Source organism: Weissella diestrammenae, assembly GCF_014397255.1.
In the GTDB taxonomy this organism is placed as follows: domain Bacteria; phylum Bacillota; class Bacilli; order Lactobacillales; family Lactobacillaceae; genus Weissella; species Weissella diestrammenae.
Genome location: NZ_CP060724.1, coordinates 13875 through 27431 on the forward strand (window position 1 = coordinate 13875; position 13557 = coordinate 27431).

The window sequence follows — 13557 nt, forward strand, 5'->3', positions numbered from 1 at the left end:
TGACCTCAATTTTTTACTTGTCCTTCTCAACAAGGCTTTGATTCTATTGTATCAAAAAATGCAACCATCTATATTCACAGATAGTTGCACTGGCTTCAAACGTTAAACTCGTTTGATTATAACAAGATTTTTGCTAAGAAATTTTTAGCTCGGTCAGTTTTGGTCTGTTCAAAAAATGCAGTTGGTGTTCCCTCTTCTTGAATGTATCCACCATCCATAAACCAAATCTTAGAGGCAACTTCTTTTGCAAACCCCATTTCATGCGTTACCACCAACATCGTCATACCATCTTCTGCTAATGATTGCATGACCTGCAAGACTTCACCAACCATTTCAGGATCAAGGGCAGAGGTTGGTTCATCAAATAATAACATCTTAGGTTGCATTGTCAATGCCCGTGCTATTGCAACACGTTGTTTCTGTCCCCCAGATAGCGATGACGGATAAACATCTGCCTTATCTGATAGACCTACCTTATCGAGCAATGAAAGGGCCAACTTTTTTGCTTCCTGACGACCAACTCCTTTAACTTTCGTGGGTGCTAATAGCAAATTCTCTAACACAGTTATATTAGGGAATAAATTAAAGCTTTGAAAGACCATACACAAATCTTCACGAACTTCATCCAGTTTGCTTTCACTGAGGGTTGTTAAATCATAACCATCAAAATGAATAGATCCCGTTGATGGCGCCTCTAACATATTTAACGCTCGTAAAAACGTTGATTTTCCAGAACCTGATGGTCCAAGAATTGCAATCACTTCACCCTCTTGTACCTCATTTGAAATGCCTTTCAAAACTTCATTTGTACCGTAAGTCTTTGTTATTTTATCAATCGTCATTAATACCGACATTGTTATTCCTCACTCAATTATTATTCATTTCATTGTACACCTTATGTAAATTTATGCAACAAAACGATTATTTATTCTTCCAGATAATACTACTTAATGCCCATTTTTAAGCAAGATCATGGTATACTAATCGCAATTAAGGAGGTGTCCCATGGCATTACATACAAAAAAACAAGATACAATCGAAAAGACACTTGAAGATTTTATTGAACTACCAAAGAGTGATAATACCGAGAAAGACACGTTTTTAGGCAAAAAAGAAAATCCGGTCAAAGTATCTGAAGAACACTAACCACTTTAAATCATCTAGATTAACTTGATCAATAGTTCCCTTATTAATTTTTTTTCCAAGATTCATTATGTGCGTTTGCAATACCTACAATATTATTTATATTAGTCTGTCTGATAATCATAGTGATATTATAACTTTATTCACTTATTTTTGACAAATTAAATAACCCCACTCGATAGAATTAACTACCGAGTGGGGCTATTTTAATATATCGATGTCTATCGCTATTTTGTTTAGTAATCACTACCCATGAACTTCTTACTCAATGACTTGTATGCATCAGTAGTCGTATCAATTTTCCATTTTCCATCGACATTAGTGAGTTTGATTTTCTCAGGATATGAATCTTTCTTCATCTTCACTTCTTTCAAAACATCATCAAACTTATCAACGAATAGATTCATCGCACCGGTCTCGATTTGATCATATGACATATCAGAAGTTGAATCTGAATCAATAGCTGCATCAATGATGTCATAAATCATATCTGAACTATCTTGCAAAGAAGCCGTCGTTGGTGTGACCTCAATTTCAGCCGTCGTTGGTGTTGCTTCAATCACCTTATACTCAACCTTTGCTTCTTTATCATTCTTTGCTTGTAACTTTTGAACGAGTTTATTACCAGCGTCAGCCTCTAATGATCGGTTAGAGAACATGTTTGACTCCATCCAAGCTATTGCGTCCTTATTAAATTCTTTTTGATCATCACTCTTGTCATTGGCCACAAACTTATCATACATTAGTGCTTCTTTTCCTTCAAAAATTGTAGAAATATATGCACCTAATGCTTTTGCTGGTTTATCAGTTGTATCTTTCAATTTAACATCTGACAATTTTACTTCAACTTGCTTTTGATCTTTATAGTTACTGTCACGTGAATCAATCAACAACTCATAATTTTTCAATGATGATTGTTTTCCTAAATCGAATACAACAATTTCTTTTGCACTTGATTTTGGTGAAACGCTTGCCCCATAACTCATTACCTTAATGGAATCTGAAACAATTGAAGATTCCATATCAGTTGTTTCATTTGTTTTAGTATTTTTTAATTTGAAAGCTTTTGAATCAAACTTAATTGATTGACTCGTCTTATTATTAACTTTGACATCTAGTTCAACGTAACGCTTGCTTTCGTCAATATCATTAATAATAACCGCATTTGCGGCAGTTACTTTTGCATCGAGGGGACCACCCACCGATCCACCTGTTAAGCTCGCAATGCCAAACCCACCTAAGACAACAACGGCGATTCCACCAATTATTCCACCATACAAATATGATTTTTTCATAACAAACTACCCCTAATATATTTTAAAACATTTTAAATGTTATCATATTTAATAATGAATGTATACTTATTTATAATGAATTTTTATAATTTTTTTTAGTTAACATTCGTTATATTTGAACTGCTTTATCATGCACAATTAACATTTTTATTAGTTATATGACATATTAGTTCGTAATCATTTATCAACAAATTTTTTGAGTATTTAAAAAGTATTTTATATATATTTATGTGTAAGAACAGCTATCTAAGTTGTTCTTATATTTCTATACTACTAATAATGAATTAGCATCATTCCAAAGTGTCAACACACAGTGCCTGTAACATTAGATTCATAATCATAATTATCAATCGTTGTAGCTTTCGTAGGTTGGTCGAAACGTACTACTGCCTCGACATTCGTGTGCCAATTATCACCACCGTCTACATGGGTAACTAATGACCGGGGATGGGAATGTCATGCTTAATTTAGTCAAAATCAGAACCATCTGACTTTGCACAAGTTAACGAATAGTTAGTCATCTGCCAAACACCATTCACAAATTTTACAACATAAACTCGAATATTGGCATGAGTAGTAAACTTATTACCAACACTTTTGAAGTGTTAGATTGTTGTGTTATTGGGGACTGATGGCTCAGGCGTACCACTAACGTCTTGACTTTTAAGAAAGAGAGTATTGTTGTCTTATCACTTGCTGCACTAGTCGTCGCAAAGGCAATATCAGCAAAGGCAATATCATCAGACACAATCGCACTCGACGCAGTATCATACAGCGAATTATTTTTGGCAATTTCCACTGCATTTTCGACTGCTATTGAGGCAGATTCAAAATTTGGAGTGAATGCTCCTAAAACATATCATTCAAGTAATTCAAAACATTCGTATCGATGTTGATAAGTATTATCATCAAGTCGTTACATGAACGCCAATTCAATCTGTTAAGACATCGTCATTTACGTCACGAGCATCTTGTGTTTTTATAACAATTTTTAGATCATCTGCAAGTTCAATCTACAGTCGGTGCTGTCCCCATTGCCCAAGTTAATACTCCATTATTCATGTCTAAATCTGAAATATTTGAATTTAATTCTTGACCATCGACGATAACAAATGTAATCGCGCCTGGTGTATTGTCATCAGCAATAATTCATCATTGCTATTCACTGATGTTGTTCTAACATAATCAACCTCCTTGCCACCGCCATATTTTACGATCACATCACCATTTGTATTCGCTAATGAGCTGGCAACTACATCATCCGCTGCAACAGAGCCTAGTACTACTATGGCAGTATTATCTGTCCTATAAGTGTGTTTCCTGCCAATAATTTCTTTGTTGCCACCGTACTAATTTGAACAGCCGTGAAACTAGCAGCACTTGATAAAATAAAGAGCTCGTGCGCAAAACTATCGCTCTCTCCTCTCTAACAAACGTCGTGCCATTTTTTTGTTTGACAGCATCACCTTGCGCATTTTAGCTAGTGTCGCATCAAGTGCTAACATAGCTGTAGCAACTCCGACCTCCAATTTCTTACTATCTGTATATATTTTGTATCGTAATTTACTCATAAAAATTCCTTCTATAAATGCATTTAGAATAGATTTATTTTTAGTAAATAAAAATTTTTAATAAAAAAGGCATTAATCTCAATGCCGTGGACCTCTATATTAACCTAATCAATAAAAAACAATTGAATGGTCATACTAATCGTAATGATTGCAATGATTAACATCGATAAAATTGGTAACATAAATGCTACAATCAATGCACTCAAATAGCCACCATACAAAATACACCGATAACCGAACGTATTTGTCGCATCTCGACGTGCACTATAATTATCCTTAATAACTTGTCGGTCTAGTATTTGAAATAGAATACTCCATAATAACAAGACAAAAGCGAAAACAAACTCTGCTATAGTATCATTTGATGATTTTCCAACCCAATTCGAGGCGAACGGTACTAATGTGAGTACAAACAACCATATACCATTTAAAAAATATGTTCGCCGTGATAACTGAGTGATCTTTTCAAATAAGTTGTGGTGATTATACCAGACCGTATAAATTAATGTAAAGCTAATCAAGTAGGCTAGAAAAATTGGACATTCTTCCAATAAACCATGAAGACTATTTACCTCAGGAATTCGTAGTTCCAAAACCATAATTGTTGCAGCAATTGCAATAATCGCATCTGTGAACGCTTCCAATCTGTTTTTATTCATACTAATGAGACACTTCCTTTTTATTTATATTATAACATTATGGATACAGTTAATATTTATTATATAAATAAAAAACAGACTCTTAATTGAGTCTGTTGATATTTCTCTTTTGAGCTTAATGCAAATAATAGGCCAATACTGCTAATACAATAATATGGGCTGGATAAAAAATGTAAAAGAAATTACGCATGTTCTTACCCTTTTCACCGTTGTACCAGAGAATTGGTAAAGCGGCGAGTATCATCATCCATTGGTAATTGTTGCCAAATAACTGTCCAAAGTCTTTTCCTATTAATGAAAATGCAGCCACAACAAATAATGAAGCAATTTGCGCCATTTTATTTCCATGAAAGATATAAAACAATACTGCCAAAGCAACTAATAAAAATCCGCCTTCGACTAGCAATATATTAGGTACCAAAATATTCCAGCCTAAGACCAATTGCAGAAAAATTTCATTGCTTCCAACAATATTAATCAGATCTAGTGATCCAATACCTAATAATATCGGTACCATAAACCACGCTATTCCACGAACGATTGATCGTTGGACACGGTCCCCCTTGAAGTAGCTAATAGCAGTCATGTATACGGTACCTAGAAACAGGGTTCCAAAAATGTTGTTGACAACAATCGTATCACCAATGGAAAAATATCGACTTAAGACGAAATCAATAATTCCCATTAACCAAAATCCATAAAGTAAACGTAACATATATTTTTTACGATTTCTTGTATGAATAAATCCCTCCGAACTTTCAAACAAAAAGATTGGGGCTGCCAGTCGTCCGATCCAATGAAAAATAATTGGAAAACTAAAAAATTCACCAATATGGTCGAAAACCATTGAAATTAGACCCGTAATCTTAATTTGAAACCCATTCATTCCTTGCTTATTTTGCATGGGCAGTCACTCCTTTCTATCATTCCTTGCATATAATATGTTCTACTCAATAACTAGATTACAAGTTTACTATTCAAAATTAATAGTACATATCTCATGTTTATATTATACATTGTTTCATATTATTTTATGAGATAAAGTCCGATATTTTATACCGAACCAAGAGTTAAATCCAAGAAAAAAACAGTATTCGAATACTGTTTTCATTAAAATTTATAATTTTATTCTTTTTACAACCGAAATGAATGTTACCAATGAAATGATAAACAGTATCAACAACATAATGAGCCCATAGCGACTACCAATCATTACGCCATTTGGTTTAATGTGTTGTGTACTCGCAAACAAGCTCGCTACAATTGCTGTAGCTGCAGCACCAGAAAATTGCTGCAATGTATTTAAAATGCTATTCCCGTCTGCGGTCACTTTTTGATCGAGTTGCGTTAATGTTGCTGTCATTAAATTATTAACGGCCATACCAGAACCAACCATCATCATCATGTGCCATATTAATAACTGCCATATTGACGCATGTTCAAAGCTAAGTGTCATACCAATGACAGCGAGCGTCGAAACAATTAGTCCAAATGAAATTGGTTTAACAGCACCGAGCTCATCAAGTAAACGTCCAGAAATTGGACCCAAAAATGATCCAATCACCGCACCAGGAAACATGAATAAGCCTGCCGTTGTTGAGCTTTGATGCAATCCTAACTGTAGATAGTTAGGTAAGATAAATGACAGGCCCAAGAACATTGCTTGATAAACTAGCACGCTCAGTAATAATCGCGAAAACGCACTATTTCTGAAAATTGATATATTTAAGAGAACATTTTTCCGATTCACAAAATAAAAGACACCTAATGCCAATAAACTCATTCCCAACCAAAGGCCAGACATCTTTTCAACTGCAATTAGCAAACTGGCTAACCCAATTGATAGTGAAATGAACGCCAGAAAATTGAACTTGTCATTTTTATTTGTCACTTCGTTCGGAATTGATTTTAAGCCCAAAATTAACGATGAAATGACTAGTGGTATTAAGAACCAAAAAATTGCTCGCCATCCAAGTACGGTTAAAACAACCCCTCCGTACGTTGGACCGATTGCTGGTGCGATAGAAGTTGTCATCGTTCCAATTCCCATCATAGCACCACGTTTTTCAAATGGGGATTTAGTCAAAATAATGTGAAACATTAATGGCAAAGCGATTCCAGTTCCAATTCCTTGTAACACACGTCCAAATAATAAAATTAACAAATTAGGTGCGAAGCTATCAGTCAGGACACCCCCAAAAAAAAATATGTTTGAAATCACAAATAAACGGCGTGCTGAAAAATTTCTAATGAAGTATGCCGACAATGGTACGATGACGGCAATCGCAAGAAGATAAGCTGTGGTAACCCATTGAACACCATTGGCAGTCGTTTTAAACTCATTCATTAATGTTGGAAAAGTGACATTCATCGACGTTTCGATTAGGACACCACTAAAACTCATAATTCCTGTTGCAATTATGGCTCGCAATACTTGCCATTCTTTTATTTCCATTATTTCCCCTCCATTACTTTGTACAACAAAAAAGGCAGGCACGGCCATAGGTCACGCTCGCCTCTTTGTCTCGGTATGTTTATTACATACTATCTGTACGAATCACTTTAATCAATAATACCAGAAAAAATTGCACTGTCAACACAGGATATATTGATTTTTCATATTTTTGGAAATAGAGAGATTATCTTATTCTAAAAATCATGTAAATACATACAAAAACACTAATTATTAAAATGATACCAATACAGATAATTTCAATTAGATTGAATCGGCCGTTTTTAGGATTTAAGCCGATACTTTCACGATAGTTTACCACTAATTTTTTATGATAAGTTCTTGTTTTACCATCTATTTTAACCAAAACATCGACATTATATTTTCCGTGTTTTAACTTTGATAATTTTTGATTATACAAGAGAGCGAAATTTGATCGACCAACAATGGCATCTATTGACTTTTTCTTGGTCAGAATTGTCCGTTCGTTTTTATCACGCACAATCAAAGTGAGTTTTACATCTTTTCGATAAAAATCACTTTGATTCTGTACAGGTAACTTCACTGACAAGCCATAGTTTTTATCATACGATAATTCTGGGTTTTCAATTTTCATTCTAAAATCATCATTCAATTTATCATTATGAATAACGATTTTGTATGTTGACGATGTGTTTGTTTTTTTATTCGTGAATGTCAATAATTCAACATATTGTCCTTTTATTTGTTTTGGTAAATTTTTAAACTTAATTTTTATTTTCTTTTGTTCATCTCTTTTCAATTTTACCTTATTTGGAATTTTAACATTTTTATCGATGATATTATTATCGTCATCATCATTCGTTAATATACCATCCAGCCCGTTCGTTGCTTTTGACTTCTCAATATGAATTGTTTCCGTTTTATTGGTAACATTGTACAGAATAAATTCAACAGTTTCATGATCTTGCACACGAACAATTTCCATGAAGTTTCCATCATCGAGACTCATATTAGTTTGTTGAACAATTCCTAAAACCTTGAAATCACCATCATTTTTTGATGCCCCATAAATTGTTTGGTTAAGATTTATAAGGATAACTGTTGTCATTAACACAAAAATACTAATGATAATGACTTTTACATTTCTTTGTATTAATATCAATTTTTTTTCCTCATGAAAACACCTAAAGTGTAAACGTTCCCTCGTGTTTAAGATGTCCGGCGACTTCATCCATTATCATAAATGCAATACCAACCATTACAATCACAACTTGTATCTGTGTGGCAATGGATTTAAGTGCTGGAATAAATTGATTAATGAATAACGGTGTCAAGGCCAATATTAAATTATAGGCAACACTCACAGTTGACACAATGAAAGTCATATACATAATGTGTTTTTGGGTATTTTTACCATATTTTGTTCCAATAATATAGTCACCGCTAACTTCAAAATTATGTGAAATTTTTTTAGCGTCAATATTATAATACGCAAATAGGTAAGACAAAAGAACAACGATCACAATGGGGAAAAAAACAGCATATGTTGAAGAACTCATAAATTCACTAATATTCAAAAGAAATTTCGAATTTGTTTTGAATGTCATGTTAATAAATGATACTAAATAGTTTGGCAATAAGCTTAACGTCGCACTATACATAAACGGCATACCACTAGACGGATTAATGGGTATTGGCAAATAACTATCTTTACCGGATACCATTAATCTTACCATCGGTAGTTTCAAATATGCCCGTTGAATCATCACCGCGAAAAAAATAGATGATACCATGATTGAAACTATAATGAGTATGTTCAATACTGATATTTTTGAAATAAACTCCCAATTTGTTTTTATTGAAGTCATAATACCAAATATGATTGTAAATAATACAATAGTGGTTTGTCCACCAACTCCGTATAATATATTCATATTGGAAAGCCAAACTAATACTAATGTACCTGTCACTAGCAAAACAACACCTACGAAGAAGTCTTTTGCTGTTCTACTACTAAGTTCGGCTTGTTGCCCTAAAATAACATAAGACTGCAACGCACCTAACATAATGGTCGCTAAAATTTTATAAACATATGTTTTTTCAGTAGATGTAGCCGTGGGTCTATCCGTTTTTCCGGCATCTAGCGCTCGCTTTATAATTGATACTGACATCCATGGACTCAACCCCATAGAAAATAAACTTAACGTACTTGTATTTATTCCTACCATTGCAGTCAACGAACTAAGTGAACTACTCCCACTACTTACAATGCTAATAGGTAGTGTAATACGCATGCCCAAAACATAAATAAGTACCAACAATAAACTAAAACATATTTTTCTTACAATTCTACTTACTGTCATTCTCAATGTAGTAATATTGAATTCATTATACTCAATATTACTCTCCCTAATACTAATAATCCAAGTAGTGACCCAAAAACAAGTCCAAAACCTAGGTGTCTACGCTCAGTCTCTTTATATTTCTTGTCTTCGATTAATATTTTCATATCATCGTTAATTTGCTCATTTAAAAAATTATTAACGCCATTTTCATTCTCAGAATTAATGGGAAATTCATCATTATTTTTTTTGGTAACTTGATTCATATTAATGTAATCCCATCACTGCTCGATAATCATCAAGCGTTGCCATATCGACATTTACTATTTGTTGATCCACTAAATTGCGCCATTCATCAGAATTATCAGCAATCATGTTTAGATCTCTAATCATTTCTGATTCGTTAGTCTCGAGGTATTGACCTTTTTTATGCACAAATTTTTGATTGTGAATTGTGCTGGTAAATCCTATTATTGGTATTTGTCGGATAAATGCAGTTTTTAAAACATTATCCATCTCTGATCCTCTGTTAATATCCAAATAAATGTCTGTTTTATCCCAAATATTGTCAATCACAATTGTATTCGCCGACTGATACAAGGTCACATTATCCTCAGATTCGAACTGCTTTAGTTTATCAGACATTTGCGTAAAGGCCGCAATGTGAAAATGGATACTTGGTGCATTCTTAATTAAGGCTCCAAGATTAACAACATCATCTGTATTTGTCAAAACAAAGGCGTTATTATGTTCCAATCGGTTAGAACGTGGTTCAAGTGTGTAATTATAATTTAAATAATGAACTTTATCACGGTCATTTCCTTCATAGATTTGGTCAAAATTTTCATAACTCGTTTTGTCCTGAATAATAACTTTTCTTGATAACTCCTCATTACTAAGAAAAGTTAGCATATTTCCTGGTATGGCAGTTCCAATCTTTTCATGCCACATCAATACGCTCTCCTTGGCTGATGTTATTCGATTTGCAACCATAAAGTCGACACTAAGTGAATTGAAAAATAGCTTGTCAATATTTACAAATTTCGCTTCAATATATGCTTTAGTTAAATCAATCACATTGTTGTATGCTTTCATATCTCCATTTGCTTGAAAAATGGTATATAGTCCTGATTTTAACGAATGTTGAATTCGAATTTGTCCCTGTGGATTCAAATAAAATTCTGTAACGGGTTGATTATCAACATATTGTACTTCTTTATAAATCGTCCCATATTGATCATAATAATCTTTTTTGTAGATTTTACCACTTGTTTCAAACCATTCGACACTGGCGACAATTCTGTTTCGCAATCGAGAAGAACTATAAATAATACGTCCTCTCAACTGATTACCGTCCAAAATCTGAGCGTCATTACCAAATCCAATAATTTCCCAGTACTTTGGTACTAGCACTTCATTGTAGTATCGCCCACGTTTAGCATACTTTTTTTCCATATTTTCTCGCTCTGAAAAATAATCAGTTGGAGAATACGTCCCTGTTGTCAAAAAACCATCATTTTCAATACTTACAGTTACAAATTCTTTAAATATTTTTTTTAACGTATTATTGACTAAATTTGTTTCTTCATTATATTGATTAATTAAATTAATATTCATTCTGTTACCTTCTTTACTAGATCAATCCATTGTTTTGTTACATTCTTCTCTAAATATTTATCTGCAATTTTGTATGACATACGACGTGATCGAACCAATTGATTTGCACTATAATTATCTAATTCAACAATCATGTTCGTTAAATTCACAATATTTTTAGTTGCATTATTTCTGGTAAATGGAACAGTGATACCATTATTTTTAATAAAATTCGTATTACCATAATTAACATCAAAGCCACCAAAAACAAGTCCAGATCCAATAGCCTCCATCAATGTTAGTCCAAAACCTTCACTCGTGGATGCCGTAAGATAATATGAATAATTTGTGTATAAATCACTTAAATCATGATGACCACACAATTTAATATATTCATCAGCCTCAGCATCTTTAATTAATTTCTCTAATTGTTTCTTTTCACCACCAGCTCCATAAATATCTAATTTGATTTCTGCATTTGTTTCATGCGCTTTAATAAAAGCTTCCACCAACCAATTTAAATTCTTCTCAGGTGCTAATCTTGATGCCGTTACAAAAGTGTGCGGTTCACGATTCGTATTTTTTTTCAATTTATCAATTGAACCAACTGGAATGTCAAAAATTTTAACGGTCTTATTATTTTGATATTTATCAAAATGTTTCGACAATAAATTTTTCTGCGTTTCTGTAGCCGTAACAAAAAAATCAATATATTCTGCATTTGTAAACGGATAATCATAATGATTATTCCACAAAATGTAATCATCATCGGTTGAATTCTCATTAAAATGTTCGGCATGAATAATAATTCCCACCTTAGCATTACCATTATTGCCTTTTAATATACTTGACCCTGCCCCTAGCGAACGATCAATCAGGATAATGTCTTTTCGCTTTAATCGAAGTTGTTGAATAAAAAACATCATAAATTCATCTTTTGATAAGAAAATATTTTTATCAATTTGAAAAATATTTTCTTTGTCATCAATTCGTTCAACTAATGCAACACTACCATCTTGATTTAAAATTTCGCGACGAGCAACGGTTCCATTACTGTTAAAATATTGGATTGCATTTCGTGCAGTAGTGAAGTGTTCACGTCGGATAAGTGCACCGTTACTATACACATCAGCATAGTCAACCGTCGCTGTTGCCTTCTGATTATTATGCAATATAACTTTTATATTATCTATGTCATTTACTAAATTCGACTCGTCTTTTGCTGTGAAGCTACCGAAATATTCTTTTTGTACTTTCTCGAAACTTAGTTTCGGTTCGCTAAATTTAATGTTTGAAAAATAATAATATACAGAAACAATTTCGTCTGTCATAAAGCCCATATTTTGCGACATACTGATTAAATTATTCAAGGTGAACTCTGAAAAAATAAATTTACTATCATAATCCGTTTTTCTTAATGACTGCGCACGATATAATTGTGCATATTCAACACCACTGCTGGCCCATCCCATACCTTTATTAATATTATATATTTTCATTTTTTTCGTCTCCAATCGCTTTAAAAATACTATCAACTAAAACTTTTCTTGTGAATTCTCCATGTCGTATCAAGAATCCTAATTTTTTAGCATGTTCCCTCATTTGGTTAATATCTTCCTGACTCATTTCATTTAATTTATTTTTTAAATCATCTAATTCATTTACAATCAATCCCGCTCCATATCGCGAAACGATCTCTGCTTTTGCATTTTCTTCTCGTAGAATAACTGGAATTCCAGCTGCAAGGTACGTACTTAATTTGTAGGATGCATTAATTTTCGAGTATTCTCTTTCTGGTCGATCAGTAAAATTTTCGCTCCAAACTAGCCCCATCGCGCCAGAATTAGCTAGTTCATGTATTAGAATAGCATCAGGTTGCCACCCTTTTATATGAATTGAGCTATTATCTCTACCTTGATCATTTGAGAATACATCTACATCTAATTGTCCGTCTAAATCCCAAATAAATGGAAATCTTGTTAAACTCCCTGCAAATACAACTTTGTTTTTGTTGAATTCTTGATTTACTTTAACAGGTATGTTCACGTGATGATCCCAGAGCTCTTGTATAACAAATTTTTTCTTTAAACCAGCCTCCGTCATCATATCGCCCATTTTCTGTGACGGTAAAATTAATAATTCTGTCTGATTATAAGCATTTAGATATCGATCCAATAAATAGTAATTCTTTGCGAACATGTACGGTACAAAGTCGTGCACAAATGCAATCATTTTTGCTTGCCTTTTTTTAATTGATTCGATAAGAATTTCATCGAATGCAATCCCGTTCCATGTTGGTAATTGTAAAATAATTACGTCATCTCTTGATAAGTTATTTGCAATCTCAGCCGCGCGCTCAGCCATCTGTTCAAGACTAAGTGAGTTAATTGGGAAATATGAAATTGGCAATTCATTCATCCACATACCTTTTGCAATGTCTGTTACTGTATTTTGAGCAATCATGGCAGTACTCGAATCAGATTGTCCATGTAAATTAGAAATAAATATTTTCATTTT

At 33.2% G+C, this 13557-nt stretch carries 13 protein-coding genes; 1 reads left to right on the plus strand and 12 read right to left on the minus strand.

From position 1 onward, the window contains the following. Positions 1–116: 116 nt before the first annotated feature. Positions 117–854 carry an amino acid ABC transporter ATP-binding protein gene (locus H9L19_RS00060; protein WP_187529173.1) on the minus strand — a complete coding sequence of 246 codons (738 nt, stop codon included), beginning with the start codon at positions 852–854 and terminating at the stop codon, positions 117–119. A 151-nt stretch (positions 855–1005) separates the two neighbouring features. Between H9L19_RS00060 and H9L19_RS00065 the strand changes: the two genes are divergently transcribed. Beyond that, complete coding sequence (locus H9L19_RS00065) at positions 1006–1146, plus strand: hypothetical protein (RefSeq protein ID WP_187529174.1); 141 nt, start codon at positions 1006–1008, stop codon at positions 1144–1146. Between the two features lie 233 nt (positions 1147–1379). Here the strand turns inward: H9L19_RS00065 and H9L19_RS00070 are convergent, their stop codons facing one another. The 11 genes from H9L19_RS00070 to H9L19_RS00120 form a co-directional block, all read right to left on the minus strand. Next, positions 1380–2438 carry a DUF5105 domain-containing protein gene (locus H9L19_RS00070; protein WP_187529175.1) on the minus strand — a complete coding sequence of 353 codons (1059 nt, stop codon included), beginning with the start codon at positions 2436–2438 and terminating at the stop codon, positions 1380–1382. A gap of 1409 nt (positions 2439–3847) precedes the next feature. After that, positions 3848–4009, minus strand: coding sequence for a hypothetical protein (locus H9L19_RS00075; protein ID WP_187529176.1), 162 nt, complete (start codon positions 4007–4009; stop codon positions 3848–3850). 104 nt (positions 4010–4113) lie between these two features. Further along, positions 4114–4668 carry a TMEM175 family protein gene (locus H9L19_RS00080; protein WP_187529177.1) on the minus strand — a complete coding sequence of 185 codons (555 nt, stop codon included), beginning with the start codon at positions 4666–4668 and terminating at the stop codon, positions 4114–4116. A 115-nt stretch (positions 4669–4783) separates the two neighbouring features. Continuing rightward, positions 4784–5572: a TraX family protein gene (locus H9L19_RS00085; protein WP_187529178.1), complete on the minus strand. Its 789-nt coding sequence runs from the start codon at positions 5570–5572 to the stop codon at positions 4784–4786. A 213-nt stretch (positions 5573–5785) separates the two neighbouring features. Further along, positions 5786–7123: an MFS transporter gene (locus tag H9L19_RS00090; protein WP_187529179.1), complete on the minus strand. Its 1338-nt coding sequence runs from the start codon at positions 7121–7123 to the stop codon at positions 5786–5788. Between the two features lie 184 nt (positions 7124–7307). Then, positions 7308–8210: a WxL protein host-binding domain-containing protein gene (locus H9L19_RS00095; protein ID WP_187529180.1), complete on the minus strand. Its 903-nt coding sequence runs from the start codon at positions 8208–8210 to the stop codon at positions 7308–7310. A gap of 76 nt (positions 8211–8286) precedes the next feature. After that, complete coding sequence (locus H9L19_RS00100) at positions 8287–9465, minus strand: hypothetical protein (RefSeq protein WP_187529181.1); 1179 nt, start codon at positions 9463–9465, stop codon at positions 8287–8289. Between the two features lie 2 nt (positions 9466–9467). Beyond that, the gene (locus H9L19_RS00105; RefSeq protein WP_187529182.1) at positions 9468–9710 is read right to left on the minus strand and encodes a hypothetical protein; all 243 of its coding nucleotides are present in this window, start codon (positions 9708–9710) and stop codon (positions 9468–9470) included. Position 9711: 1 nt separating this feature from the next. Further along, positions 9712–11061 (minus strand): glycosyltransferase family protein, encoded by a 1350-nt coding sequence (locus H9L19_RS00110; RefSeq protein ID WP_187529183.1) that lies wholly within the window; start codon positions 11059–11061, stop codon positions 9712–9714. Further along, the gene (locus tag H9L19_RS00115; RefSeq protein ID WP_187529184.1) at positions 11058–12539 is read right to left on the minus strand and encodes a glycosyltransferase; all 1482 of its coding nucleotides are present in this window, start codon (positions 12537–12539) and stop codon (positions 11058–11060) included. The genes H9L19_RS00110 and H9L19_RS00115 overlap by 4 nt, the downstream gene beginning before the upstream one ends. Continuing rightward, a complete protein-coding gene (locus H9L19_RS00120) occupies positions 12526–13554 on the minus strand; it encodes a glycosyltransferase (protein ID WP_187529185.1) in 1029 nt (342 codons plus the stop codon). Before H9L19_RS00120 ends, H9L19_RS00115 begins: the two co-directional genes overlap by 14 nt. Between the last annotated feature and the right edge of the window lie 3 nt (positions 13555–13557).